20 protein-coding genes and 1 pseudogene are annotated in these 26,385 nt (G+C 67.7%); 9 read left to right on the top strand and 12 right to left on the bottom strand.

Annotated elements, in window-relative coordinates; genetic code table 11:
• Positions 1–21: 21 nt before the first annotated feature.
• Both QE416_RS09250 and QE416_RS09255 read right to left on the bottom strand, forming a co-directional pair.
• On the bottom strand, positions 22–1,245 hold the full coding sequence (locus QE416_RS09250; protein WP_307315524.1) for an ABC transporter ATP-binding protein: 1,224 nt from the start codon (positions 1,243–1,245) through the stop codon (positions 22–24).
• Entirely contained in the window at positions 1,245–2,156 is a 912-nt protein-coding gene (locus QE416_RS09255; protein WP_307315526.1) for an ABC transporter permease, read from the bottom strand. Before QE416_RS09255 ends, QE416_RS09250 begins: the two co-directional genes overlap by 1 nt.
• A 58-nt stretch (positions 2,157–2,214) precedes the next feature.
• On the opposite strand from QE416_RS09255, the gene QE416_RS09260 reads away from it, so the two are divergent.
• The 4 genes and pseudogenes from QE416_RS09260 to QE416_RS09275 all read left to right on the top strand — a co-directional run bounded on the left by QE416_RS09260 (position 2,215) and on the right by QE416_RS09275 (position 6,592).
• Positions 2,215–3,105 carry an NAD(P)-dependent oxidoreductase gene (locus QE416_RS09260; protein WP_307315528.1) on the top strand — a complete coding sequence of 297 codons (891 nt, stop codon included), beginning with the start codon at positions 2,215–2,217 and terminating at the stop codon, positions 3,103–3,105.
• Positions 3,106–3,115: 10 nt separating this feature from the next.
• Positions 3,116–3,667 (top strand): annotated as a pseudogene (locus tag QE416_RS09265) (dTDP-4-dehydrorhamnose 3,5-epimerase family protein); the annotation flags it as partial.
• A 26-nt stretch (positions 3,668–3,693) separates the two neighbouring features.
• Positions 3,694–5,052 (top strand): hypothetical protein, encoded by a 1,359-nt coding sequence (locus QE416_RS09270; RefSeq protein WP_307315531.1) that lies wholly within the window; start codon positions 3,694–3,696, stop codon positions 5,050–5,052.
• Between the two features lie 163 nt (positions 5,053–5,215).
• The gene (locus QE416_RS09275; protein ID WP_307315533.1) at positions 5,216–6,592 is read left to right on the top strand and encodes a hypothetical protein; all 1,377 of its coding nucleotides are present in this window, start codon (positions 5,216–5,218) and stop codon (positions 6,590–6,592) included.
• Positions 6,593–6,932: 340 nt separating this feature from the next.
• Here the strand turns inward: QE416_RS09275 and rfbB are convergent, their stop codons facing one another.
• The 7 genes from rfbB to QE416_RS09310 are packed head-to-tail and all read right to left on the bottom strand — an operon-like array spanning position 6,933 to position 15,549.
• Positions 6,933–7,931 (bottom strand): dTDP-glucose 4,6-dehydratase, encoded by a 999-nt coding sequence (gene rfbB, locus QE416_RS09280; protein WP_307315535.1) that lies wholly within the window; start codon positions 7,929–7,931, stop codon positions 6,933–6,935.
• The gene (rfbA, locus tag QE416_RS09285) at positions 7,931–8,800 is read right to left on the bottom strand and encodes a glucose-1-phosphate thymidylyltransferase RfbA (RefSeq protein ID WP_307315537.1); all 870 of its coding nucleotides are present in this window, start codon (positions 8,798–8,800) and stop codon (positions 7,931–7,933) included. The genes rfbB and rfbA overlap by 1 nt, the downstream gene beginning before the upstream one ends.
• 52 nt (positions 8,801–8,852) lie before the next feature.
• Positions 8,853–9,932: a glycosyltransferase family 1 protein gene (locus tag QE416_RS09290; RefSeq protein ID WP_307315538.1), complete on the bottom strand. Its 1,080-nt coding sequence runs from the start codon at positions 9,930–9,932 to the stop codon at positions 8,853–8,855.
• Positions 9,929–11,182, bottom strand: a complete 1,254-nt coding sequence (locus QE416_RS09295; RefSeq protein ID WP_307315540.1) for a lipopolysaccharide biosynthesis protein — start codon at positions 11,180–11,182, stop codon at positions 9,929–9,931. The genes QE416_RS09290 and QE416_RS09295 overlap by 4 nt, the downstream gene beginning before the upstream one ends.
• A gap of 50 nt (positions 11,183–11,232) precedes the next feature.
• Positions 11,233–12,429 (bottom strand): glycosyltransferase family 2 protein, encoded by a 1,197-nt coding sequence (locus QE416_RS09300; protein ID WP_307315542.1) that lies wholly within the window; start codon positions 12,427–12,429, stop codon positions 11,233–11,235.
• Positions 12,426–13,622 carry a glycosyltransferase family 4 protein gene (locus QE416_RS09305; protein WP_307315545.1) on the bottom strand — a complete coding sequence of 399 codons (1,197 nt, stop codon included), beginning with the start codon at positions 13,620–13,622 and terminating at the stop codon, positions 12,426–12,428. Before QE416_RS09305 ends, QE416_RS09300 begins: the two co-directional genes overlap by 4 nt.
• 1 nt (position 13,623) lies before the next feature.
• Entirely contained in the window at positions 13,624–15,549 is a 1,926-nt protein-coding gene (locus QE416_RS09310; RefSeq protein WP_307315547.1) for a DUF6541 family protein, read from the bottom strand.
• A 149-nt stretch (positions 15,550–15,698) separates the two neighbouring features.
• On the opposite strand from QE416_RS09310, the gene glf reads away from it, so the two are divergent.
• The 3 genes from glf to QE416_RS09325 all read left to right on the top strand — a co-directional run bounded on the left by glf (position 15,699) and on the right by QE416_RS09325 (position 20,154).
• Positions 15,699–16,835: a UDP-galactopyranose mutase gene (glf, locus tag QE416_RS09315; protein WP_307315548.1), complete on the top strand. Its 1,137-nt coding sequence runs from the start codon at positions 15,699–15,701 to the stop codon at positions 16,833–16,835.
• Positions 16,836–16,842: 7 nt separating this feature from the next.
• A complete protein-coding gene (locus QE416_RS09320) occupies positions 16,843–18,885 on the top strand; it encodes an acyltransferase family protein (RefSeq protein ID WP_307315550.1) in 2,043 nt (680 codons plus the stop codon).
• A gap of 141 nt (positions 18,886–19,026) precedes the next feature.
• Positions 19,027–20,154: a glycosyltransferase family 2 protein gene (locus tag QE416_RS09325; protein ID WP_307315552.1), complete on the top strand. Its 1,128-nt coding sequence runs from the start codon at positions 19,027–19,029 to the stop codon at positions 20,152–20,154.
• 95 nt (positions 20,155–20,249) lie between these two features.
• On the opposite strand, the gene QE416_RS09330 is transcribed toward QE416_RS09325, so the two are convergent.
• The 3 genes from QE416_RS09330 to QE416_RS09340 form a co-directional block, all read right to left on the bottom strand.
• Positions 20,250–21,218, bottom strand: coding sequence for a glycosyltransferase family 2 protein (locus QE416_RS09330; RefSeq protein WP_307315555.1), 969 nt, complete (start codon positions 21,216–21,218; stop codon positions 20,250–20,252).
• Complete coding sequence (locus QE416_RS09335; RefSeq protein WP_307315558.1) at positions 21,215–23,128, bottom strand: glycosyltransferase; 1,914 nt, start codon at positions 23,126–23,128, stop codon at positions 21,215–21,217. The genes QE416_RS09330 and QE416_RS09335 overlap by 4 nt, the downstream gene beginning before the upstream one ends.
• Before the next feature lie 104 nt (positions 23,129–23,232).
• Positions 23,233–24,627: an O-antigen ligase gene (locus QE416_RS09340; protein ID WP_307315560.1), complete on the bottom strand. Its 1,395-nt coding sequence runs from the start codon at positions 24,625–24,627 to the stop codon at positions 23,233–23,235.
• A gap of 61 nt (positions 24,628–24,688) precedes the next feature.
• Here QE416_RS09340 and manA point away from each other — a divergent pair, with 61 nt between their 5' ends.
• Positions 24,689–25,843 (top strand): mannose-6-phosphate isomerase, class I, encoded by a 1,155-nt coding sequence (gene manA, locus QE416_RS09345; protein ID WP_307315561.1) that lies wholly within the window; start codon positions 24,689–24,691, stop codon positions 25,841–25,843.
• Positions 25,844–25,989: 146 nt separating this feature from the next.
• Positions 25,990–26,313 carry a WhiB family transcriptional regulator gene (locus tag QE416_RS09350; RefSeq protein ID WP_074694106.1) on the top strand — a complete coding sequence of 108 codons (324 nt, stop codon included), beginning with the start codon at positions 25,990–25,992 and terminating at the stop codon, positions 26,311–26,313.
• The last annotated feature ends 72 nt before the right edge of the window (positions 26,314–26,385 follow it).

Here is a 26,385-nt window from a genome sequence, read left to right on the forward strand (position 1 = left end):
GGGGGCGCCCTCCTTCTCTTGTCAGACGCGCGGGGCGGCGACACCGATCTGGGCATCGACGACGCCGAGGTTCCCCTCGCCGCCCTTCATGCGGAAGCGGGCGCCCTGCCACAGAACATGGGTGTCGACATCGATGGTCGGAGATGTGTTGGCATTGATGAAAAATTCACCGGGCCCCAAGTGAAGGGCATCGATGCGGTAATCCATGAAGTGCTCGCCCGGCTCGATCGGGGGCAGCACTGCGTCGAGGCGGTCCGTGTTCGAGGCAAGGACCATTTGCCCCGTCGAGTTGTCGATGCTGAAGCCCGTCGTCCACTCGGCGAGCGGTGCACTCGCCCTGACGTGGATACGCAGGATCATCGGCTCGCCTGGGAAGAACGCGGCGGACGCGCGTCCATCGGTCGTGAGTGTCTCGATACGAGTCACCGTGAGAGCGCGCTCGGCGGGAGCCTGCGAACGTTGCGCGCGCTCCTCCTCGACCGACTCGCCGATGCGGCGTCCTTCCATGATGTCCCGCATGACCGCGAGCCCCTCTCGGACGTCGCCCTCGTGGACGACCTCGCCGTTGTGCAGGACGAAAGTCGTGTCGCACAGCTCGGCAATTTGACCGGCGGAGTGACTCACGAGGATGATCGTGCGTCCTTCTCGCTGGAACGAGCGGATCTTATCCATGCACTTGCGCTGGAACGCCTCATCACCGACGGCGAGGACCTCGTCGACGAGGAGGATGTCAGGATCGGTGTGGACCGCGACCGCGAAGGCGAGGCGCATGTACATGCCCGAAGAGTAGAACTTGACCTCGTTGTCGATGAATTCCCCGATGCCCGAGAACCGCACGATCTCGTCGTAGCGCTCGTCCGTCTCAGCGCGGGTGAGACCCAGAATGGCCGCATTGAGGTAGACGTTCTCGCGACCGCTCAGTTCCGGGTGGAACCCCGCGCCGAGCTCGAGCAAGGCGGCGAGTCGACCGCGGGTGGCCACTGTTCCGTCATCCGGGGACAGGATTCCACCGATCATCTTCAGCAGAGTGCTCTTCCCTGAGCCGTTCGCCCCGAGGAGCCCGACCGTGGTACCAGCGTAGATGCTCAGAGAGACGCCATTGATGGCTGTGAAGTTCTGACGGTGCTGCCGGTGCTTGCCGAACGCGACAGCTCGGTCCTTCAGCGAGTTGTCCTTGCGAACGACGAAGGTTTTGTGAACGTCCTCTACGCGGACCACCTCGGGAGGCTCAACCGTGTGTGTCATTACAGCTCCTGCGCCAAATTACTCTGCATGCGTTGGAAGGCCCAGTGCGCACAGAGGAGGAAGATCACGCCGATGACGCCGGCGATTCCCATGCGCAGCGCCAGGTCGGTGGGGTAGTCAGCTTCCGTGCCACCCGACCATAGGGACCGGTGGAAGCCGAGAACCGCCAGAGTGAGCGGGTTGTTCGTATAGACCTCGAGGAGCCAGGCAGGCAGCTGGAAACGGTCCAGGACTCCGCGCACCATCTGCCACGAGTAGACGATGGGCGAGCCCCACATCATGAGCGTGAGAAGGATCTCGGTGATGTACTGCACGTCGCGCAGGTAGACGTTGAGGGCGGACAGCAGGAGTCCGATGCCCGTTACGTATACGAGGATGAGCAGCACCGACGGGAAGAAGTAGAGCAACCCCTGCGCGGGAGGCCACTCGCCTCCGATGACGACCGCCCCCACGAGCACGAGGAGCTGCATCGAGAACATGAAGATGGCGCCGCCGATAGCTGCCAAGGGAAAGATCTCCCGCGGCAAGTAGATCTTTTTGACCAGTCCTCCGTTGCCGACGATCGAGCCGGCTGCGGCCCCGAGGCTCTCCGAGAACAACATGTAGATGGTGAGGCCAGAGAACACGTAGATTCCGAAGTTCTCTATTCCTCGCGCGGCCCCCAGCACCTGTCCGAGGATGACGTAATACGTGGCGAGCAGGATGAGCGGCTTGATCAAGGTCCACAGGAACCCCAGGACGCTCCCTCGGTAGCGGACCTGAAGATCACGCCGCGTGAGGAGCCAGAGAAGTTGCCGATGGTCGATGACCTCGGAAACCTGTTTCCACATCGACGTCACGCCGCGCCGTTCGGGGGTGAACGAGCGCATGGGGAGGGTTGCGAGTCGCTCGAAGCGTTCCTGCGCGCTCACAGAGGGCGCGCCTGATGGGGTCGGAGGGGGTGCACCCTACGAATATACTTGCCGCACTATGGGAGATCTCCGTACGCGCGGCACCGTGACAATCACCGGGGCCGGCGGTTACATCGGTCGCCACGTCGTTTCCGCCGTGGCTGATCTCGGGTACGAGCCAGTGGCCGTCGTGCGACCGGGCAAAAGCGGAACCGCCGACCTCGACCCGCGAGCCCGCATCGTGGAGGCCGACCTCCTGGTCGAAGGGACGGACATCTCGGCGACCGTCGCCGCGGACACCGTCGCCTTCATCCACCTCGCCTGGCAGGACGGGTTCGTGCACAATGCACCCTCCCACCTGCGATACGTCGGTCGTCACCTTGATGTGTTGACGGCCGCAGCCCAGGCGGGCGTGCCCCGCGTGGTCGCGCTGGGAACCATGCACGAGATCGGCTACTGGGAAGGTCCGATCGAGGAGGACACTCCTTCGGCGCCTCGCAGCCTCTACGGCATCGCGAAAGACGCGCTGCGTCGCTCCGCCCTGCTCACCCTCACGGACAGGGTGGAGTTCGCGTGGCTGCGTTGCTTCTACATCTACGGGGACGACCGGCGGAGCAATTCCATCTTCGGTCGCCTTCTGACCGCTGCAGACGAGGGGAGCGCGACCTTCCCGTTCACGAGCGGTCGCAACCTCTTCGACTTCATCCACGTCGATGAGTTGGCCCGGCAGATCGCCGCGGCCGCGATCACCCCCGGCGAGGTCGGGATCATCAACTGCGCCACAGGTCGACCCATCAGCCTCGCAGAGCAGGTGGAAGCCTTCATCAGCGACCACGACCTCGATATCCGGCTCGAGTACGGTGCCTTCCCGGACCGGCCTTATGACTCTCCGGGTGTATGGGGAGACGCCCGGCGGATCCAGTCCATCATGCAGTCGCACCCACCGGAAACGGCGCGATCGCTCGGATAAAGTGACTGGCGTGTCCCTCGAATACGGCAAGACCCTCGCGGCGCGCGAGACCAGCATTCCCGGCCTCCTCCTCGTCGACCTTCCCGTCCACGGAGACAACCGCGGGTGGTTCAAAGAGAACTGGCAGCGGGAGAAGATGTCGGCGATCGGCGTGCCCGATTTCGGTCCGGTTCAGAACAACGTGTCGTTCAACGACACGGTCGGCACGACGCGGGGCATCCACGCCGAGCCCTGGGACAAGTTCATCTCGGTCGCGTTCGGCTCCGTCTTCGGTGCCTGGGTAGACCTAAGGCCCGGCGAATCATTCGGTCGTGTCGTCACGGCTGAACTCAACGCGTCCACGGCGATCTTCGTACCGAGCGGGGTGGGGAACTCCTATCAGACGCTTGAGCCGAATACCGCCTATACCTACTTGGTGAACGCGCACTGGAGCGCCGCTGCGGTGGACGAGTACGTCTTCCTGAACCTCGCGGACCCCGAGGTGGCGATCGACTGGCCCGTACCTCTCGACGAAGCCGAGCTGTCCGAGAAGGATAAACAGCACCCCATGCTGGAGGACCTACGTCGCCGGGACGTCTCATGACCGCCGTGTCGAAGGAAGCCCCCGACATTCAGGCAGCCGATGAGCGTCGCCCGATGGTTGCTCGATACGAGTACGCGCTGGCGCTCGGCCTTCTGGTCGCGGGAGCAATCGTCACCTGGGTTCGCGTGCCCGCAGACCACCGCGACCGAGTGTGGGCCGAAGACGCCAACATCTTCCTCATTCAAGCGATTGAACGTGGACCCTGGAGTGTGCTCTTCGAGGGCTACGCGGGATACCAACACTTCGTTCCGCGGGCCGTCGTCGCTCTCATCTTCCCGTTCTTCGATCTCGCGGCCTACCCCGTTCTGATCTTCGCAATCTGCTCGGTGCTCACGGGTGCCGTCGCGGCCGCGGTGTATTGGCTCGCGAGAGATCTCGTTCCCTGGCTCCCCGCGCGGATCGGTCTCGCCGGCATCACCGTACTGCTGCCGCTCGCAACCCAGGAGACCATCGGGAATCTCGCTGACATCCACACTTATGCCATGTGGCTCACGCCCTGGCTTCTTCTCTACCGGCCGCGTCGGTGGAGCACGAGCGTCGGGTGGGCGGTCGTCACTCTGGTCGCCGTGCTCACGGAGATCCAATCTGTTTTCTTCGTGTTTCTTCTCCTGTTCGGCTTCCGGAAAGCCGACAGGCGCAAGTTGCCGATCTTCGCTGCGTTCCTCATCGCTTCCAGCGCGCAGCTCCTCACGTCGGTTTTCGTCCAGCGAACGACCGGCGAGGGCCCGCTCAGCATCCCTTCGACGGTGATGGGATGGATGATCAACACCGTCATGCCGATCGTCACCGGCGATCCCCAGACCATCAGACAGTGGGCGATCGATTCGGGCATGACGGCAGCGGTGATGATTCTCGTGCCTGTGGCCGTGGCGACGGTGGTCGTCCTCGCCTTCGGGACGGGGGAACAACGACTGCTCGCCGTCACCCTGCTGCTCGGCTCCGCGGCGACGTACACCGGGAGCGCGTGGGCGAATAGCGGTTTCTGGTTCGACTATGCGGCTGAGCCGCTCGCTGATCTCGGTATCCGGCTAGCCATCAACATCCGGTACGGCGTCGCTTCGGGCATGATGCTGGTAGCAGTCGTCGTAATCGCGCTAGCGGTCTTGCACAAGCGGTGGGGGCGGTATCTCGTCGTGCGGGCGCTGGTGTGGGCGGCCTGCGTCGCAGTGCTCGTGGTCCTGGCTCAGGGGTCCACCACGGCGATCTCCATCCGCAACCAGGTCGAAAGATGGTCGCCGGCTGTCATTGCCGCCGCGGAAGGCTGCGCGACACGCGATCCAGACGACACGGTTACCCTGCCTGTCGCGCCGAACAGATCGGTCGACCTGACCTGTGCGCAGGTCCTCTCACTGCAGAGACGGTGAGGAGACCCCAGCGGCGGGCTCTGGCTCGCGCGCGGGTCGCCGCTCTGGGGCGGAACGGCTCGGAGTCGGCGCGCCGATAGTCTCGACGAAACCCCCACGTGACCACGAACGGATCCCTGTGACTTCTAGCTCGCCGATCAGGAACGATGTCGCACGGCGACGTGTGCTCTCTCTCGGAGCCGTCGCTGCCACTCTTGTCGCCACGGCGTCCGGTCTGCTGAGTGCGCTGTGGAAGAGCTTGTGCACCGGCCCCACTTTCGGCGCTGGAGGGGCGACGGAACTGGAGTTCTCTCGTTACGGCACTCTGCTCTGCTACAGCGACCAGCGAGCGCTATGGGCCGCGCGCAATCTCGGGGCTCATGTCTTCCCCTACCAGGGGACGTTCACTCCCGACGGTGGACTGACCGGGGGAGTGGTGGAGTACCCGACCCTCTCGGGACTTTTCCTGTGGGCGGTCGGTTTGCCCGCAAGCACTGACCGCGGGTTCGTGCTGAGCGCAGGGGTCACGCTGGCGGTAGCGGCCGGAATCATCGCCTTCCTCCTTCACCGCCTTAGCGGACACCGAGTCTGGCTGTGGTCGTTCGCGCCGGCCGTGCTCGTCTACAGCGCCTACAACGTCGACATGCTGCCGTCCCTCGCCACTGTGGTTGCCATCGCGATCGTCTTGTGGCCCGGAAGTCGTATCGCCCCGGTCGTGCGCGCATATCTGGGCGCGATCGCCCTGGGCGTGGGCGCGGGACTCAAGCTCTACCCCCTGATGTTCGCCTTGCCTCTCGCTCTGTGGCTCGGATTCGCGCTTCATGCGGAGGGGCGACTGCGCGCACGATGGTGGCACTCGATCGGAGTTCTGGCCACGGCCGGAGGAGTTTTGCTGCTCGCCAACCTTCCCTTCGCGATCTGGCAGACGGAGGGGTGGCTCGCATCCTTCCAGTTCCAGAGTGCCCGACGTCTCGACGACAACACGATGGCTATCTGGTGGTGGGTTCCGCATCTCCTCGGGTTCGACGTGGCTGACCGCACCTCCACGACGACGACGATCGCTGCAGTGGCGACGGCCATCGGCCTCGCGGCGGCCGTCACGCTCGGATGGCGCAGCGCTCGTCGCTTCGGGGTGTTCCCCTGGCTTCAGGTGTCGGGGGCGATGCTCGCGGCGTACATGCTGCTGAACAAGGTCAACTCTCCCCAATACATCCTCTGGCTCATCCCCTTCTTCGTCTTGCTGCGCGTTCCCGTGCGATGGGTTCTCGTGTATTTCGCTGCCGACCTCGCGCTCTTCTTCGGCTACTTCCGACGACTCGCCCTCATGCCGGACAGCTCCCAGTGGATAGGGCTTGAGACGCTATTGAGCATCGGCGTCCTCCTGCGCGCAGGAATGCTCGCCTACTTCTTCTTCGCGTTCCTTCGTGCGGACGTCTCTGTCGGTCGGAAGACGCTGATGTCAGGGAGCACCAGCACCAGCACCAGCGAGAAACCCGTGTTCCGTCGCGCGTATCGACGGATGCTCGGCGAGCGACCCTCCACGACCAGCGCCTCGGGGTGACCTGTCTTCTCGCCGTGATCGAGGGAGATGTCCCCCCACTCCGCTGAGGGGTCGCAGACGCTGGGTGCGTCGAAACCGGGTGAGTGGGCGGCCCCAGCACCGTTCCTCCCGGTTCGATGGAGGACGTGCGCACTCTCGTCGTGACGATTCATCCGATCGGTCACCAGTGCGCTCGGGGCTGCCGTTCGCGACCACCAGAACGTGCGCCCGGAGCCGACCGCGAGCGTCGGCTCGACGATCAGCCCGCTGCTCTCTCGCTCGGTCGATGCGGGGATGACGATGAGGTGAGCGTCGCTGAACGCTCCTCGCGGGCACGAGGACTCGGGTTTAGCGGGCGAGGTTACTGACCCTTGGCAGCGTAGAACGCCTCAGTCTTATCCTTCGCGGCCGCCCACCAATTCTCGTTTTCCACGTACCAGCCGATGGTGGCGCGAAGGCCGGATTCGAAATCACCGTAGGACGGTGACCAGCCGAGCTCCGAACGCAACTTCGTCGAGTCGATGGCGTATCGCAGGTCGTGGCCGGCGCGATCGGTGACGTGATCATACGCGTCCCGCTCCTGACCCATGAGCTCAAGAATGAGCTCCACTACCTCTTTGTTGTTCCGTTCGCCGTCTGCACCGATCAGGTACGTCTCGCCGATGGTGCCACGCTCGAGAATGGTCAGCACGGCGGAGGAGTGGTCGTCGGCGTGGATCCAGTCTCGGACGTTCTCTCCCGCTCCGTAGAGCTTCGGACGGATGCCGCGGATGACATTCGTGATCTGCCGTGGGATGAACTTCTCGACGTGCTGGAAGGGGCCGTAGTTGTTCGAGCAGTTCGAGATCGTCGCCTGGACACCGAAGGACCGGACCCATGCACGGACGAGCAGGTCGCTGCCCGCCTTCGTCGAGGAGTACGGCGACGACGGATTGTAGGGAGTCGATTCTGTGAAGCGCGCCGGGTCGTCCAATTCGAGATCGCCGTACACCTCGTCAGTGGAGATGTGGTGGAAGCGGCGGGTGTGCTTGCGAGCAGCTTCCAGCAGGGTATACGTGCCGATGATGTTGGTGTCGAGGAACGGCCGCGGGTCGTGGAGGCTGTTGTCGTTGTGCGACTCGGCCGCGTAATGCACGACCGCGTCGACCTCGGCGAAGAGTTCGTCCACGAGAGGTGCGTCTGTGATGTCGCCGTGCACAAGGCGCACCCGGTCTTCAGGGAGCCCGGCCAGGGAGGCACGGTTACCGGCATAGGTGAGTGCGTCCAGGACGGTGACCCGGTGGTCGGTCGTTGCGACCACGTGGTGCACGAAATTCGAACCGATGAACCCGGCGCCGCCGGTGACAAGAAGGTGTGACATCAACGTCCCCGCCCGAGGATCTCGAGGAGGTAGGCGCCATAACCTGACTTCATCAGCCCGGCTGCCCGCTCGCGCAGGCTTGCGTCATCGATGAAGCCCTCGCGCCAGGCGACCTCTTCGGGCATTCCGATGCGCAAGCCGGTACGGCGCTCCATGGTTCGCACGAAGTCCGCCGCGTCTGTCATCTGGTCGAACGTCCCTGTGTCGAGCCAGGCGGTTCCGCGGGGCAGCACTTCTACAGATAGACGACCCTGCGAAAGGTACTCACGGTTGATGTCGGTGATCTCGTACTCGCCGCGAGGACTCGGCTCGAGGTGGCGCGCGATCTCGACGACGTCGTTGTCGAAGAAGTACAGCCCCGGCACGGCATAGTTGCTGCGCGGGGAGGACGGCTTCTCTTCGAGCGAGACAGCCTTGCCGTCGGCGTCGAACTCCACCACACCGTAGGACGTGGGGTCGGCGACCCAATAGGCGAACACCGCACCGCCGTCGACATCGGCGAATCGCTTGAGCTGGGAGCCGAGGCCTGGGCCGTAGAGCAGGTTGTCTCCCAGAACCAGTGCCACTTTGTCGTTGCCGATGAAGTCGGCACCGATCGTGAAGGCCTGTGCGAGGCCCGCGGGCTCGGGCTGCTGCGCGAAGGAGATGGTCACGCCCCACTGGGAGCCGTCGCCCAGCAGCCGCTCGAACTGCTCTGCGTCGTGCGGAGTGGTGATCACGAGGATCTCTCGGATACCGGCGAGCATCAGCGTGGTCAGCGGGTAGTAGACCATCGGCTTGTCGTAGACGGGGATCAGCTGCTTGGAGATTCCGCGGGTGATGGGGTAGAGCCGAGTCCCAGAACCGCCGGCGAGGATGATGCCTTTCACGGAATCATCCTGCCATGGCAGGCCTGGAGTTTTCTGCGTTGCGGCCCTCCGGTCAGCGCGCGGTCCGCTCGAACACTTCGAGCAGACCCTCCGCCGCGGCATCCCACGTGAACTTCTGAGCACGCTCGAGCCCGTCCGCGCTCATCTCTTCGAGGGCGGCCGGGTCGGCGAGGGTCCGTTCGATCTGCGCGGCGATCGCCGCCGGGTCGGTGGGATCGAAGTAGCGGACCGCGTCCGCGCCGACCTCGCGCAGGACGGGGATGTCGGAGCAGATGACGGGGCAGCCGCGCTCCATGCCTTCGAGCACCGGCAGGCCGAAGCCCTCGAACAGCGTGGGGAAGACGACGGCCGCCGACGAGCGGTAGAGGTTCTCGACCTCGTCGTTTGTCAGCCACCCGCGCAGGTCGACCCACTTCTCGATGCCGAGGTCGGCGGCCACCGCTCGGAGCGGATCGTCGCCGTGGCTGCCGGAGATGGTCAGGACGGGCCGCGACGCCTCGGGGATGAGTGCGAGCGCCTCGAGCAGGCGCGGGAAGTTCTTGTGCGGCATCCGGTTGCCGAGGCTGAACAGGCCCGACCGGGGCTGCGTGCTCACGTCGTCGCGAACACCCGACCCACCGGGGTGCACGACGGTGACGTCGGCGGCAGAGCGTCCGGTCACCTCGAGGATGTCGGCGCGGGCGGCTTCTGACACTGTGACGATGTGGGATGCCGCGCGCGCGGCGCCGCCGATGAGGAGCTTGGTGGGGATGACGCCGAGCTTGCTGGGGAGGAACTCCGGGCGCTTGAAGGCCAAGACGTCGTGGAGCGTCAGCACCATCGGTGCGGAGGGACGCCGCGGCCCGAAGTTTGCGGGCGCATGGATGAGGTCGGCATCCACCGATCGAGCCGCGCGGGACACGCCGAAGAGCTCGCCCCAGGCCCATTGCGGGCGCTTGTCGCACTGCAGCCCCGAATCGATGAGCCGGCCCGGGAACCAGTCGGCGCCGGCGGCCGCCAGCTCGCTGCTGGCGTAGCCGACGAATTCCCAGCCGGGACGATTCGCGAGACGCGAGTAGATCTGGCGCGCCACGGTCTCGGTGCCGCCCTGCTTGCCGGTGAAGAACAGCAGATCGACGAGCACGCGGGTCACGGAACGATCCTATCGTCGGGGTCGTCGACGCCCGGGGTGGCGGCGTGGGCCGCCGGGGCGGCGACGAGCTCCACGTAGGAGCGCCGCGTGCGACGGATCATCCACGCGGTGGAGATCGCCTCGGTCAGCGCGTACCCGATGGCGGTACCGAGTGGACCGACGACGAAGGTCAGGGCGATCATCACGGGGAGACCGACGGCGCTGGCGACGAGCGTCGCGACCATGACGGTGGACGTGGCGTTCGCGGGGAAGAGGAAGTGGCGGATCATCGACGTGCGGGTCGAGTAGCAGGCGAACGAGAAGCCGAGCACGATGACGATGCCGAGGGGGGCGGCGGCCTGTTCGCCGAAGAGCAGCAGGCTGACGAACGACCCCAGCGACCCCAGGGCGACCCAGCCGAGCAGCCCCATCCCGATGTGGAGTCCGAGTGCGCGGCGCAGGCGATGCGCGCGCGCCTCTCCGGTGACCTCCGCGGTCCAGTACTGCAGGGCATTGGCGAGGGTGATGGGGAGGAACTGGCCGAGCTTGACCATCTTGTCGCCCGAGGCGTAGCCCGCGGCGTCCTCCGGGGTGACGGCTGTGACGAGGGGGACGGGCACCGACGAGTACAGGCCGAGAGCGCCCTCGTTCACGGCGACGTGCCCCGTGAGGCGGAACAGGGCCGGGATGCCGCGACGTGACGGCCAGGCCGCCGGGAAGCGCCGCAGGATCCGCACGGTGTACAGCGCCGTGCCGATCACCGTGACCGCGATGCCGGAGAGGGGGTACAGCTCGACCGGGGCGCCGAGGAAACCGATGGCACCGGCCACGAGGATGGCCGCGACCACGCGGGGAACCGCGTCGTACAGGGCGATCGACCACGGGTCGCCGAGACCCACCGCGAACCACGTGTACGACATCGCGATGAGCGCGCCCTGCAGACCCATCAGGACGGCGAGCAGCGCGTGTCCGTCGGAGGCGACGAGAGCGCAGACCACCGCCATGATCGGAAGCGCGATGAGGGCGGTCAGAGACCGGACGGTGAGCGCCTCGCGATACAGCTCGCCGCGTCGGACATCGGATGCCACGGAGACCATCGCCGGGCCGACGGTCGTCCACCCGAAAGCCAGCGCGATCGCCGCGAAGGTGCCCACCGCCTCACCGGCCAGAGCACTCGCCCATCCCTCCGGCCCGGTGGTGCGAGCGAGGAAGGGAAGGACGACGAGGGGCGAGACGGCGGCGAGGGCGGGCAGGACGGTGAAGCCCAGCAACCGCCGACGCGTGGCCCGGCCGTCGGGCGCGGAGGCGGCGATGACGCGTCCTAGCTCTCGATGACGGCTTCGGGGCGCTGCTCACGCCGCGGCGTGGTGAGCACGCCGGAGAAGAAGCTCATCATCGCGGTCTGGAAGCCCAGGATGATCAGCAGCGCGCTCGGCACCGCGATGCGCACGGCCTGGGCGGCGTTCTGCTGGCCGAAGTCGAGGTTGCCCCACAGCGCGACTTGCACGATGCCGATGACGATGCCGAGGACGAACAGTCCCACACCGATCAGCAGCCCGCGCTCGGCCGACCACTTCGCCACGATGCGCCGGTACCTCTCGCTCGTGGGCAGGAAGCCCTCTTGGGTCGCATAAAGCTTCGTGAGCCAGAAGAACAGCAGCGATTGGAACCCGATGACGCACAGCGCGCTGGCGTAGACCATCGTCGTGACGTCGAATCCGACCCCGGCGATGGTGATGCCGCCGAAAGCGAGGACGCCGACCGCGACCGCGCCGAGGAAGAACGCCACGAGCCCCGGGTACACGAAGAGCCAGCGGGGGGCGAACAGCAGCAGGAACCGCAGGTGGCGCCAGCCGTCGTGCCAGCTGCGCAGGTGCGGCGGGCGGGAGCGGCCGTCCTTCTTCAGGGTGGTCGGCACCTCCTCGATGCGGTAGCGCGCCAGCGATGCTCGCACGACCATCTCGGAGGCGAACTCCATACCCGTCGTCTGCAGGTCGAGGGCGCGGATACGGGCGCGGTTGAAGCCGCGGAGGCCGCAGTGGAAGTCCCGGATGCCGGGACGGAAGAACAGCTCCCCGATGAACGAGAGGACCGGGTTGCCCAGGTACTTGTGCAGCGGCGGCATGGCACCCGGGGCGATCCCGCCGCGGAAGCGGTTGCCCATGACGAGATCTGCGCCGGCGCGCAGGCGCTCGACGAAGGGCTCGAGGTTCTCGAAGTCGTAGCTGTCGTCGGCATCCGCCATGATCACGTAGCGACCGCGCGCAGTGTCGATGCCGTTGATGAGTGCGGCGCCATATCCGCGGCGCGGTGCGTGCGAGACGCGAGCGCCCAGGCGCTCGGCGATCGCCTGCGACCCGTCGGTGCTGCCGTTGTCGGAGATGAGGACCTCGCCGCTGATGCCGCTGCGCTGGAGGAAGCCTTGCGCCTTGCGGATGCAGACCTCGAGTGTCTCGGCCTCGTTGAGGCACGGCATGAGGATGGTCAGCTCGACGTCGGTCGGAGCGGGAGTGGTCACGGCGAGTCTTCTTTCGTCTTCACCGGGCTGGGGACCGGCAGCTGCAGAGCAGCAGCGATCCCTTCCACGGTTCGGCGGATGGTGCGAGTAGTCAGGGCCGCGTCGTACCAGGCGCGGGCGGAACGGCGCAGGGTCTCACCGCCGTCGGCGATGTCGCGGAACGCGCGGGCGAGGTCGGTCGGGCGGGTGCTGGGCGAGACGACGCCGTTGACGCCGGCGTCGATCAGTTCGGTGGCGGCGTTCCCCTCATCGGCGACGAGAACGACGGGCGTGCCGTGCGCATTGGCCTCCACGACGACGAGGCCGTATCCCTCGCGGCGCGACGGGTTGGCCAGGGCCAGCGCTCCATGCAGGAGCGTGTCGAGCTCGGCATCCGAGACGAAGCCGGGGAAGTCGGTCCAGTTCTCGCCCCCGACGCGGCGTACCTCGGCGCGGACCGCGTCGGAGCTCGGTCCGGTGCCGAGAACGACGAGACGGAGGTCGGGAATGCTCTCGCGTGCGACGGCCACGGCCGCCGGGAGCACCTCGACGCGCTTGTCGGGGATGTGACGGCCGACGTACAGGACGTAGGGCGGGGTCGCGGCGGGGGAGGGGGACGAGACGTCGGCGGCGCCGTCGATGAGACCGGGGCTGACCAGCGGTGGTCGTCGCAGGCCTTCCCGGCGCAGTCGTGTGGCGGACAGCTGCGAGTGGCACGTGGCGAGCGGGGTGAGGGCGATCGCCGCCCGCTGCAGGACCCAGGCGATCGTGCCGGTGACGAGACCCGAGTACTCGACCCACTGGCGCCGGTGCCAGACCTCGAGGTAGTCCACGACGATCCGCGTCCCCGAGCCCAGCAGCGCGAGCCGCGCGGCGAAGACGTTGAAGATCGGGAGGCCGCTGACGATGACCGCCGCGTACTGTTTCCGGCGACGAACGAGCGCGCCGAGCAGTCCCGCCGCGTACCGGAGGGCCGCCGGGATGCGACGGACCCCGTCCGGCGAGTACAGCGAGAGGCGACCGGTCACCGGGACGATCCGGAAGCGATCCTCCGCCGGGGTCGGTCCGTCCCACTGCACGGCGGTGAGGTAATCGACATCGAGGCCCGCGCGGCCCAGCTCGTCGGCGAAGGCGCGGTACTGGCGCTCGCCGCCCCCGGTCGAGTACGGGAACAGGCAGTCGTAGGCGACGGCGACCGTCGTGGCGCGCGGCATGTCAGCATCCCTCGATGCGGAACAGACGGGCGCTCGGGCCCTGCGAATCGACCAGCACGAGGTGCGCGGAGGGCGTCAGATTGTACAGGCCCTGCCGATCCAGGCCCACGCCGGGGTTGTTCCAGACGTTCTGCGCCCCGAAATCGAGGACGTAATCGACGCCGAGACGATCAACCGCCTGGCATACGAGGGGATCGGTATCGATCATCTTCAAGCGGTTGCCGAGGTAGGCCTCGTCGGGGCCGATGTTTCCGAAGGCGTGCTTGCGGAGTACCTGGCGATCACCGATGGCGTAGGCGAGGGACGCACCCGTCCAGGGGCTGCCGGCGATCAGCGCGTCGGCCGGAGTCGTCTCGGGCAGTCGCTCGAGCAGCTCCTCCTCGTCGGACGTCAAGAGGGGCGAGGTGGTGTTGAGGGCGTAGGCGCCGCGCGCATCCGCGGCGGTGCGCAGGATGTTGGGGCTGACTCCGACCGAGAAGATCGCGAGGACGCCGACGGCGGCGAACGCGATGCGCAGCGCCCGTGCGGCACGGGCGCGGTTGAGGAAGCGCGCGATCGCGTCGACGATCGTGACCGCGCCGAGCACGGCGACGGGGATGCCGACGGCGGGGAGGAGCGCCGCGAGCCGGTAGGAGTCGTTGTACCAGGGGTTGGTCAGGAAATCGCGCAGCGCGTTGCCGGCCGCGGTGCCGGAGACGACGACGAACAGCACGACGCCGACGGCCATCGGGGCGGCGACCACGAGCAGGCGGGGGCGGCGGATGACGGAGAGGAGGCCGACGGCGACCAGGACCGAGATCGTGAGGGTGATCGTGTAGCCGTGCGGAGAGAGCAACAACGCCTCGCCGAGCGCCTGTGCCGTGCCTTGCCATGGTGCCCAGACCGACATCTCGGCGTTCGTGCGCATGACGCGCCAGAGCACGGCCAGAACCAGCAGGATCGCGAGCAGGGTCGCCGCGGTCGAGATCCACCGACGACGGGAGGGATGCCGCACCGCCCGGGTGAGGAGTTCGACCACCGCGATCGCCGCCCCGATCGCCACCATCCCGAGGAAGGCGTTGGGATGGGCCAGCCCCACGCCGGCGGAGGCGACGAGGAGGAGGACGGCGGTGCGCACGCCGTCCGCGATGCCGCTAGAGCGGAGAAGGAGCACGATGATCGCGACACCGCCCGGGAGCACCGCGTACCCCATGGCGTTGGGGTAGAGCACGCCGAAGAACATCAGCAGCAACGGGAAGGCGCCGAACCCGGTCGACAGTGCGGCGGAGCTGACCACCACGGCTGCGCGATCCGACAGCAGCGCGGTCGTGAGCGCCACGACGGAGAGCGGCCACGCGACCGCGGCCAGGGCGATGTTCGCGGCGTTCACGGCGACCGGGATCGCTGCGCCCGTCACTTCGGCCGCGAGGGCCGAGACGGTGTGCCACCCGTTCGGGTAGAAGCCGATGTCGGAGGTCAGTCCGATGTGGAAGGCCGAGGCGTTGCCGCTGTCGACGGCGAAAGCGACGGTGTTGAGGTGGACGATCGCGTCGAACGTCTGCGAGATGTGCGACGGCCCCCCGAAGACCCACGCCAGCTGCAGGGCGATCACGATCGCGGCGAGCCCGAGAGAGAGCCCGCCCCAGAGGAAGGTCCGCGGCGGCGTCGGCTGGTCGGGCTCCGCCCCGACCCACTTGCGCAGGGCGAAAGCCGCGACCGCGGCAACGAGGGCGAGGATCACGACGGGGATCGGTGACCAGCGGAGTCCGACGATCGGCGCGACCGTCGCCGAGACGGCGAGGATCGCGATCGAGACGACGGGGGAGAGGGCCAGGATCGGCAGTCGGCGGACGCCCCATCCGGCCGCGAGAACGAGGAATCCGGGGACGCTGAGAGCGAGGATCGAGACGATCAACGGCACCACGATCACCGACCAGGAATCGCTCATGCACTCCCATTTCTCGCTCGACGACAGTCAGTCATGCTAACCGACGCTTGCTGACCCGCCCCTGAAGGCGGCGGCGGGGTGCCCGCTTAGACTGGGACGGCACGAGCCAGACCCTCGTGCATCCGTCGACACGAAAGACGCTTCACTTCATGGATCTCCTCATCGTCGGCTCGGGCTTCTTCGGTCTCACCATCGCGGAGCGCGCGGCCGCCGCGGGTCGCAAGGTGACCGTCATCGACCGTCGTCACCACATCGGCGGCAATGCGTACTCGGAGGACGAGCCCGAGACGGGCATCGAGGTGCACCGCTACGGCGCCCACCTCTTCCACACGTCGAACCCCACGGTGTGGGAGTACGTCAACCGCTTCACCAACTTCACCAGCTACGTGCACCGCGTGTACACGACGCATAAGAACGTCGTCTTCCCGCTGCCGATCAACCTCGGCACGATCAACCAGTTCTTCCAGGCCGCCTATACGCCGGATCAGGCGCGTGCTCTCGTGCACGAGCTCGCGGGGGAGTTCGACCCGAAGGATGCCACGAACCTCGAGGAGCGCGGGATCGGGCTCATCGGTCGCCCGCTGTACGAGGCCTTCATCCGTGACTACACCGCGAAGCAGTGGCAGACCGATCCGAAGGACCTGCCGGCCGAGGTGATCTCGCGTCTGCCCGTGCGGTACACGTACGACAACCGGTACTTCAACGACACGTGGGAGGGTCTGCCCGTCGACGGCTACACCGCGTGGCTGGAGCGCATGGCCGATCACCCGAACATCGAGGTGAAGCTCTCGACGGACTACTTCGACGAGTCGCAGCCGCTGAACAAGAAGGCGACCGTCGGCCAGGTGCCCGTGGTCTACACCGGGCCCGTGGACCGCTACTTCGACTACGCCGAGGGCGAGCTGTCGTGGCGCACGCTCGACTTCGAGCAGGAGGTGCTGCCGATCGGCGACTTCCAGGGCACCAGCGTGATGAACTACGCCGATGCGGACGTGCCGTACACGCGCATCCACGAGTTCAAGCACTTCCACCCCGAGCGCGCCGACCGCTACCCGACCGACAAGACGGTCGTGGTGCGGGAGTACTCGCGTTTCGCCACGCGCGCCGACGAGCCGTACTACCCGGTCAACACCGCCGACGACCGCTCGGGTCTCCTCGCGTACCGTGAGCTCGCTAAGGGCGAAGCCGACGTGTACTTCGGCGGTCGTCTCGGCACGTACCAGTACCTCGACATGCACATGGCCATCGGCTCCGCACTGTCGATGTGGAACAACCAGCTCGCGTGACCCCGCTGTGACTCTGACCCTCGGGTCGCCCTCGCTCTCGGCGCGCCCGGACGGGAGCGAGCGCGCGCGATGGGCGTACCGGCCGGACATCGACGGGCTGCGCGCGATCGCCATCCTGCTGGTCGTGACATACCACGTGTGGTTCGGCCGGGTCTCCGGTGGCGTCGATGTCTTCCTGATGCTGTCCGCGTTCTTTCTCACGCGCGTTTTCGTCCGACGGATGACGGGGCCCACCCCCGTACGACCCGTCGCGCACCTGCTGGGGATGTTCCGTCGACTGCTGCCGGCCGCGGCCGTGACCCTGGTCGGCATCCTGATCCTGGTGCGGATGTTGTATCCGTCGACGGCGTGGCGATCGGTGTGGGAGCAGACGTGGGCATCGTTGGCTTACGTGCAGAACGTGGTCCTGGCGAGGGATGCCGTCGACTATTACGCCCGCACCGGTGTTCCCAGCCCCTTGCAGCACTTCTGGTCGATGTCGGTCCAGGGGCAGGCGTTCGTCCTGTGGATCGCGCTGCTGGCGCTGTGTCAGGTCATCGTGCGGCGGTGCGGGTTCTCGCCCGATCGGGTCGTCGCGGTGCTCTTCGGCGCGGTCTTCGCGGCCTCGTTGGCGTACTCCGTCGTGCGCACCGCCACCGAGCAGCAGCTGGCATACTTCGACACCGGCGCGCGGCTGTGGGAGTTCGCCGCCGGTTCCCTGCTGGTCGTCGGGCTCCCGTACGTCCGGCTCGGTGTGGTCGCGCGTGCGGTCGCGGGCTGGGCTGGGCTCGTGGGTTTGCTCGTGCTCGGCGCCGTGCTCGATGTGCAGGGGGGATTCCCGGGCTTCCTCGCCCTGTGGCCCGTTCTGTGCGCGGCGGCGATCATCGTGTCGGGATCGGGCGACGTCGCCGGCGCCGGACCCGCGCGTCTGCTCGCATCCCGCCCGCTCCGGGCCATCGGCAGGGATGCTTATGCGCTCTACCTCGTGCACTGGCCTGTCCTCGTCACGTTCCTCGTCGTGAGCGGCCGGACCGACGCGGGTGCGGTGGGCGGGGCCGGGGTCATCGCGGTGTCCCTCGTTCTCGCGCGCGGGCTGACCTGGGCCGTCGACCGTCCCGTCCGCGCCTGGCGGCGCGGCGAGGCGTCGCACCTCATCCCCGTCGCGGTGCTCGCGGGCTCTGCCACACTCGTGACGATGCCGTTGGGGGCGTGGCAGGTGTCGACCTGGGCCGAGCAGCGGGCTAGCGATGCTCGAGCGGCCCTGCTCAATCCCGGAGCCGCGGTGCTGCGCGACCCGGCTCTCGCCGTGCCGCACCCGGACGCACAGCTCTTGCCGCTGCCGACCATGATCGAAGACGAATGGGTCCACCTCGACGCGGCGTGCGAGCGGGAGTGGACGCCGGATGCGGACATCCTCGTCGGCACGTGCTTCGAGACGCCCCGCGTGGCGCGGGCGGAGCGAACGATCGCGGTGATCGGCGATTCGCACGCTCAGCAGATCACCGGTGCCCTGCTTCCGGTCGCGAAGGAGAACGGCTGGGGCGTCGTGGCGCTCATCAAGGGCGGCTGCTCGATGGGATTGGACGAGCCCGGCATGGATGACCAGTGCGACGACTGGCGTGAGGCGGCCATCGGCCTGGTCGAACGCGTCGCCCCCGACACGGTCCTGACCGTGATCACCCGCTCCGAGGCAGGGGAGGATGACGAGAGACTGCGTCCAGGCATCGAGCGATTCCTCGATCGCATGGGCGAAGCCGGCATCCCCGTCGTCGGGGTGCGCGATAACCCGCGGTTCGCCTTCGACATGTACAGCTGTGTCATCGAGTCCGAGGACCCGGTCACCTGCGCGGTGCCGCGCTCTGACTCCCTCGCGGACAGCAACCCCGCGGTCGAGCTCGACGCGCCGGGTATGCATCTGGTGGATCTGACGCCATGGATCTGCCCCGACGACCTGTGCGTCGGAGTGATCGGCAACGTCGCGGTGTTCCGCGACGACAACCACCTCACGGGTCTGTACGCGCGAACGCTCGGGCCGTCCCTTGCGGAGCAGCTCGAACCAGCCCTGGGGTGAGCGTGTTTCGAGGTTCCGTCGCGTGCCCCGTCGAACGAGCGGTTGAGACTGCTTTCCGCGGCGCGTGCTGAGCGGGCACGGTTCTCTCAGCTGCCGTCCCCTACGATGAAACGGAAAACGCCTCCAGATCGCGAGTACTCAATGGACCTTTCCGTCATTGTTCCGACCTTCAACGAGGGTCCGAACGTCGCAGAGCTCGTCCGACGAACGACGCACGCGCTGCAGGATCGCGCCGTGGAGGTCATCTTCGTCGACGACTCCACCGACGACACCCCTGACATCATCCGCGCGGTCGCTGCGGCATCCGAGATCCCGGTGCGGCTCATCCACCGTGACGACCCGAAGGGCGGTCTGGGTGGTGCCGTGGTCGAAGGCATTCGCGCGGCGGCATCCGATCGCTGCGTCGTGATGGACGGTGACTTGCAGCACCCGCCGGAGGTCGTCGCCGAACTCCTCGCCCGCGCCGAGGTCGGCGACGTCGATGTCGTGGTCGCCTCCCGCTACATCGCCGGTGGCACCTCCGACGGTCTCGCTAACGCGGTCCGCACGACCGTGTCGCGCGCGTCGACGCTGTTGACCAAGGCGATGTTCCCCCGCAAGCTGAGTAACTGCTCCGACCCGATGACCGGGTTCTTCCTCGTCGATCGCCGATCGCTCGATATCGAGACGCTGCACCCGCGCGGGTTCAAGATCCTGCTCGAGATCCTCGCCCGCAAACAGATGCGTGTCGCCGAGGTGCCGTTCTCGTTCGCTGCCCGCTTCGCGGGCGAGTCGAAGGCCTCTTTCAGCCAGGGCATGCGGTTCCTCACCCAGCTCACCATGCTCCGCTTCGGACGCATGTCCGCGTTCGCGGTGGTCGGCGGTATCGGCGCGCTCGCGAACCTCGCCATCATGTGGGCACTGCAGATGGTCGGCGTGCAGTACCTCGTCGCCGCCGTCATCGCGAGCCTCGTGACGATCGTGGCGAACTTCCTCGCACTGGAATACCTCGTGTTCGCCGACATGCGCGCCGAGTCCGGTCTCATGCGCCACCGCTTCATCAAGTCGTTCACGTTCAACGGCATCGAAGCCATCGTGCGCATCCCCGTCATCTGGGTACTCGTCAGCCAAGCGCACATCCAGAGCGTCCTCGCCGCCGCGCTCACCCTGATCGCCGCGTTCATCGTGCGCTTCGTATTCCACGCCCTCGTGGTCTACGCCCCCAAGAAGAGCCGCGCCGCCAAGATCGCCCGCATCGTCGAACCCCTCGAAGACGAACTCGCCGCCTAAACCCCGCTCCATAGCGGGAACGAGCGAGGCCGCCGCCATCTTCCCGGCGTACGCCGCGGGCGCGGGGCATACCCCGCGCCCGGCAGCGTGGCGCCTCAGTTCGTGAGAGCGGGCTCCAGCGGCGGCATCGGCTTCCACGAAGAGTCACGCAGGATGCGTCGGCCGTCGCGGAGCCCACGGAACAGGTGGCTCGTGCCGGTGATCTTGCGTTCGACCACGACGAGGCGGATGAGTTCCTTCACGAAAGTGAGCGTCGTCCCGAGCGTGAAGGGCAGGGTGCGGTAGACGCCGAGCGCGCGGTAGTACTTCTGCAGGTAGGCGCGATTGCGCATGATGTAGTACCGGTACGCGTCGCTCGACGCGTTCATGTGCCGGATACCCATGTCCCACTGCTTGATCTCGCGGGTGCGACGCAGCACGAACTCGTTGACGATCACCGAGGGCGTCTGGCGCGAGGCCAGCCAGCCGTACAACTGGTCGTCCCAGTAGATGAAGAAGCGCGGATCGGGCAAGCCGATCTTCGCCACGATGTCGCGGTGGATGAACATGCCCTCGAAGCAGCCCGAGTTCATCGGCTTGAACCCGGAGTCGTCGAAGGCGGCGGGGGCGAAGGGGATCGGGATCGCCATCGACTCGGCCACGCGGTACTGCCAGTAGAACTCGCTGCCGTCGTAGTCGTAGCGCCGGCCCTGGATGCTGCGAAAACGGGGCGTCCAGTGCCCCATGCGAGCGAGCCCGTCGGTGACCACCTCGACATCGTCGTCCATGAGCCAGATCCATTCGGATCCGAGCTCGTAGGCCGTGCGCATCCCCTCGCTGAACCCGCCCGAGCCGCCGGTGTTGGTCTCGAGCCGCCGGTAGACCAGCTCGGTGGGCAGGCGATCGCGGAACGACTCGACCACCGCGGTGGTGTCGTCCGTCGAGGCGTTGTCGATCACGACGAGGTGACCGGGCGCCGGGTCCATGCGTTCGATGCTCTCGAGGAGCCGCGTCAGCAGGTGCGTGCGGTTGTAGGTGACGACGACGATGGTCGCGGTCTTCGGGTCGAACGGGGCCGTGGTCACGGACGCTCCTCGAAGGTCGCGCGCCAATTGGCCTCGGAGACGAGGTCGGGCAGGGCGCTGCGGTACTGACGGGACAGGCGGGGCCACTCGCGCTGGAGGCGGCGGTGCAGCTTCCAACTGTCGACGAGCATCCGACGGAACAGGGCGCGATCGCGCGTGTAGATGTTCTTGCCGGAGCCGTCTGCGGCGCTCACGAGGGCACTGTCGTAGAGCGGGACGCGCCACCAGTGCGCATCGCCCTTGCCGAACTCGACCTCGGGCTGGCTGACGTTCTCGGGCTTGGGGGTGTGGAACCAGTGCGACACGAGCGTGCGCGCGGTGAAGGTGCGCAGGTCCAGACCCGTCGGGCTGTCGAACTCGTGCTTCTTCAGGCGCTTGAACACCTGGCGTCCGCGGCGCGAGCGCAGGGGCACGCCGGAATCCTTGTGCACGACGGTCTCGGGGTGCTTCTTCGCCACCGTGCGGGCGTCGGGCATGGCCGTGGCGAGATTCGCACGCATGTGGTCAGGGCCGGAGAGCACGTCGCGCAGGGCGCGGTGACGCAACTCGACCGGGTAGTACTGCATCATCATGAGGTGCTTGAGGTCGACGCGTCGACTGTGCCGGATGAGGGTCCCGCCCTGCGCTGAGCGCGAGTGCAGGAGCGCGGCGACGATGCGATTGCGGGCGTGGAAGTACGCCTGCCAGTCGATCGAGTCGTCCTTGCCCAGCCACGAGACGTGCCAGAGCGCGACACCGGGCATGGAGACCGTGGGATAGCCGGCATCCCGAGCCCGGACGCAGAACTCGGCGTCGTCCCACTTGATGAAGGCGGGCAGCGACAGGCCGATCTCACGCAGGATGCTGGTGGGGATGAGGCACATCCACCAGCCGTTGTAGTCGGCGTCGAGGCGCATGTGCAGCAGGGGGCTCTGGCGCAGGTTGGCGACGCTGAAGTCGTGGGGGAGGCGCTCCTGGAACAGGGCGCGCCACATGAAGGGGGCGTCGTCGACGACCTCTGCCCAGGCGTGGAGCTTGGGACGGTCGAGCAGGTCGAACATGTGGGCGCCGACGATCGTCGGCACCGAGGCGTATCGACCGAACACCACCGAGCGGCGGATCGACTCCGGCTCGATGCGCACGTCGTCGTCGAGCAGCTGCACGAAATCGCTGCCTTCTCGGGCGAGGGTCTCGACCATGGCGCGGGCGAAGCCGCCGGAGCCGCCGAGGTTGGGCTGGCGCAGCACCTGGAGGGTGTCGCCGAGGCGGGCGGCGACCGCCGGGTAGCCGTCTTGCGCTTCGACCAGGTCGGTGCCCTGGTCGATGATGAACACCCGGTCGACGACGTCGAGCACGTCGGGGGCGTCGGCGAGGGCGTTGAGCGTCTCGACGCAGTAGTCGGGCTTGTTGTAGGTCGTGACGCCGATGCTCGCCTTGCCGGCGCGGACGGGCTCTTGCTCGGTGGTCCAGTCGGCACCCTCGAACATCACGTCCGCGCGGTCGGCGGCGACGTCGAACCAGATCCAGCCACCGTCGCTGTACTGATCGAGCACGAGGTCGAACGAGGTCGCGACGGCGTCGCCGCGCACCTCGCGCGTCTCGATGCGCTGCTTCGTGCCGCCGCCGTTCGAGCGGTACACGAGCACCGTGGCATCCCCCGAGGTGCGCACGGTCAGGCGTACCTGGCGGACGCCCGTCCAGTGCTGCCAGTACGAGGCGGGGAAGGCGTTGAAGTAGGTGCCGAACGAGACGCGACGGCCCGCGACGATGCGGGCGCGGTGGCGGTCGAGGATGTTGCTGAGCTGGGCGACGTTGGTGACCCGTACCGGCTCTTCGTCGATGGTCGACCACGTCTCGGGGTCGACGTACAACGGGAGGAGGTCGGGGTCGCGGTCGAGCGGCAGCACGGCGTTCTGCAGGGTGTACGTCACGAAGAGATCTTTCGGTCGAGGAGCCGCGGCCGCGGACGGCCAGCGGGCAGTCTACCGGGCCCGGGTCCCGTCACCCTGAGCGTTCGACGCCCCCGCCGCGCGGCTCAGGGCATCGGTCGTTGCAGCTCGCCGCGCTCGATCGAGATGCTCTGCTCGCTCGGGCCGACGCCCACGAGCGGGGTCTGCTTGATCTTCGCGCCGAAGAGGATCACGAACATCCAGCCCCAGAGCAGCAGGGGGCCGGAGTCGGTGAGCCCCTGCACGACGAGCAGCGCGCCGACGAGGGTCGGCAACAGGGTGAGAGGGGAGTGCGGACGATCGTCCCGCAGATCCCAGCGCGGCCGGTCGACCGCGAAGAACCACGAGCGCCACAGGTACGCGAGGTACACGAGCGCCAGCAGCGCCACCCCCACGGCGCCGAGTTGCAGGTAGGTGTCGAGCCACATGCCGTGCGCCTGGGTGACCGGCTGCCCGCGGTCGACGATCCACCCGCCGAGGAGCGGTTCCGAGGTGACCCACGGCGTGGAGAAACCCCACCCGATGAGCGGATGCCGATCCGCCCGGGCCAGCACGTCGGCCCAGATCCCCTCGCGGCCGATGAGGTCGGCACCGCGGCCCAGCACGCCGAAGATCGTGTCGCGCCCGAACCACAGCGTCGCGCCGCCGCCGAGGCCGATCGCCGCGTACAGGAGGTACCAGCGCGTGCGCTCGCCGGGGCGGCGCGCGGTGCGCATGACCAGCACCGTGCCGAGCACGAGCGCGACGAAGGCCGCGGCGATGACCCCCGTGATCGACTGCGCGCGTACGAAGAGGAAGCCGGCGACGACGATCCACACCACCAGCAGTGCGCGGCGCGGCGCACCGACGGCCAGTCGCACGCCAAAGACGATGACCGCGACGAGCATCACCGCGGCCAGCAGGTCGGCGTCGCCGAAGATGCCCTGGATCCGGCCGCCCGTGAGCAGGGCGCCGCGAGACCAGGGGGCGACCACGGGCTCGGTCGCAACGACGAACCCCGGCAGCAGTGGACCCCGCACGATCACCGACACCGCGAGCTCGAACAGCGCCGAGAGCCCGACGACCCACTTCGCCGCCGACGCGATCGCGCGCACGACGTCTCTCCAGGTGAGCACAGCCCCCACGAACAGCGCGTGGAGAGTCGTGACCCACAACAGAAGCAGTGTCAGCACCGATGCCGCGGGCCAGGCGCTCCACAGCACCGACGCCGTCGACCAGACGAGGTAGCCCGCCGCGATCCACGGCAGACGCCGGACGGCGAGGGGCGGGCGCACGACGACCCAGACGACGACGGACACGACGGCGGTCGCCGCGACGACGACGGCGGTGGCGACCGGGCCCACGGCGTTCACGAGACCCACGCCGCCCAGGGCGAGGACGAGGAGGAACACGCACCACGCCCGCAGCAGCAGATGCCCCGTCGTCTCGCGCGCGGGCGCCGACGGCAGCGCCGACACCGGGTGACTCGTGTGCATTGCCATGGTGTGTTCAGGGTAGCGGTCGGCATCCGTCGTCGTCGGGTGGGCGCATTATGCTGACGCCGTGCTGATCGCCATCTCGAACACCCCCCGCGACTACGCCTGGGGCAGCCCGACCCTCATCGCCGACCTCGAGGGCCGCGACCCCACCGGGGCGCCCGAGGCCGAGGTGTGGTTCGGCGACCACCCGGGCTCACCGGCCGAGGTGCGCGACGGCTCGGGTCGCACGCTCGACGAGTGGCTGCCCGCCGCCGCGTCCGAGCGGGGCGTACCCGGGAAGCTGCCCTACCTGCTCAAGCTGCTCGCGGCCGGCGCGCCGCTGTCGATCCAGGTGCACCCCTCGAAAGAGCAGGCGGCCCGGGGTTTCGCTCGCGAAGAGGAGGCCGGCGTCCCGCGCGACGCGGGCGAGCGCAACTACAAGGACGACAACCACAAGCCCGAGGTGATCGTCGCCCTCAGCGACACCTTCACCGCCCTGGCGGGGCTGCGCGATCTGGAGCGCACGCGTTCGCTCGTGGATGCCCTCGGCGACGCTCCCGCGGTGCGGGCCTTGCGCGCCCACCTCGCGGGTGACGACGCTCTGCGCTCGGCGATCGGCTGGCTGCTCGGGGGAGCCGAGCGAGCCGAGATCGAAGAGATCGTGGATGCCGCGGCCTCTGTCGAGGCGCCCGGGTTCGCCGCCGAACTGGCCCTGACGCGGTCGCTGCACTCCGCCTACCCCGCCGACCCCGGCATCGTGGTCGCCCTGATGATGAATCTTGTCGAGCTGCGACGCGGCGAAGCGATCTTCGTACCGGCCGGCGTGCTGCACGCCTACGTCGCCGGTCTCGGCGTCGAGATCATGGCCGCGAGCGACAACGTGCTGCGCGGGGGGCTGACCCCCAAGCACATCGATGTCGAGGAACTGCTCGGTCTCGTCGACTTCCGTCCGGCCGAGCCTCCGTTGCTCCGTCCGACCGCGTCGGGGGAGGACGCCGAGATCTTTGCGCCGGGGATCGCCGACTTCGCGCTCGGTCACCTCGAGGCGGGCGGTGCGGGCAGCCTGGAGCTGCGTGGCATCGCGATCGCGCTCGGCGTGGCGGGGGAGACCGTGCTCACCGGAGCCTCGGGAGAGAACATCACCGTGCGTCCCGGCGAGGCCGCGCTCATCACCCCCGACGAGTCTCCTCTCGCATCGGACGGCGGCGGCGAGGTCTTCGTGGCCATGCCGGGCGCCTGACGTCCGCGACACGCCGGGGCTGCCGGTGAAGGTTCATCTCGCCCTTGAGGGTTTACGATCCGCGACTTGACTCAGCGGAATGACACGGGTGTAATTATGACTGCGCGGAATCGCGTCATGGGGGCGTGAGCGAGGCGGAGGACGATATGGCGACATCGCAGTACCGGTCCGGTGTCCCGGAGAACTGGTTCGTCGACCCGGTGGACCTCGGTGTCCCCGGAGTCCGTCGCGACATCGACTCCACCGAAGAGAACACTCTCGCCTGGCAGACCGATGCTCTTTGCTCGCAGACCGACCCCGAGGCCTTCTTCCCCGAAAAGGGCGGTTCGACGCGCGATGCCAAGCGCATCTGCACCTCCTGCGACGTGAAGTCCGAATGCCTCGAGTACGCGCTCCAGAACGACGAGCGCTTCGGTATCTGGGGTGGCCTCAGCGAGCGCGAGCGCCGCAAGCTCAAGCGGCGCGCCTGACCCCGTCTTCCACGGTCCACTCCCTGAGTGATCCGGCAGCCGACGGCGCGGCGTTCGTGATCGCGGGAGCGC

This window comes from Microbacterium sp. SORGH_AS_0421 (assembly GCF_030818635.1).
Taxonomy (GTDB): domain Bacteria; phylum Actinomycetota; class Actinomycetes; order Actinomycetales; family Microbacteriaceae; genus Microbacterium.

What these genes read in the sequence shown, in the direction of transcription:
- QE416_RS09350 (WP_074694106.1), top strand. Translation starts at nt 25,990, where the DNA reads ATGGCGACATCGCAGTACCGGTCCGGTGTCCCGGAGAACTGGTTCGTC.
- QE416_RS09305 (WP_307315545.1), bottom strand. Translation starts at nt 13,622, where the DNA reads ATGCCGCGCGCCACGACGGTCGCCGTCGCCTACGACTGCCTGTTCCCG.
- QE416_RS09310 (WP_307315547.1), bottom strand. Translation starts at nt 15,549, where the DNA reads ATGAGCGATTCCTGGTCGGTGATCGTGGTGCCGTTGATCGTCTCGATC.
- QE416_RS09340 (WP_307315560.1), bottom strand. Translation starts at nt 24,627, where the DNA reads ATGGCAATGCACACGAGTCACCCGGTGTCGGCGCTGCCGTCGGCGCCC.
- glf (WP_307315548.1), top strand. Translation starts at nt 15,699, where the DNA reads ATGGATCTCCTCATCGTCGGCTCGGGCTTCTTCGGTCTCACCATCGCG.
- rfbB (WP_307315535.1), bottom strand. Translation starts at nt 7,931, where the DNA reads ATGTCACACCTTCTTGTCACCGGCGGCGCCGGGTTCATCGGTTCGAAT.
- QE416_RS09260 (WP_307315528.1), top strand. Translation starts at nt 2,215, where the DNA reads ATGGGAGATCTCCGTACGCGCGGCACCGTGACAATCACCGGGGCCGGC.
- QE416_RS09250 (WP_307315524.1), bottom strand. Translation starts at nt 1,245, where the DNA reads ATGACACACACGGTTGAGCCTCCCGAGGTGGTCCGCGTAGAGGACGTT.
- QE416_RS09325 (WP_307315552.1), top strand. Translation starts at nt 19,027, where the DNA reads ATGGACCTTTCCGTCATTGTTCCGACCTTCAACGAGGGTCCGAACGTC.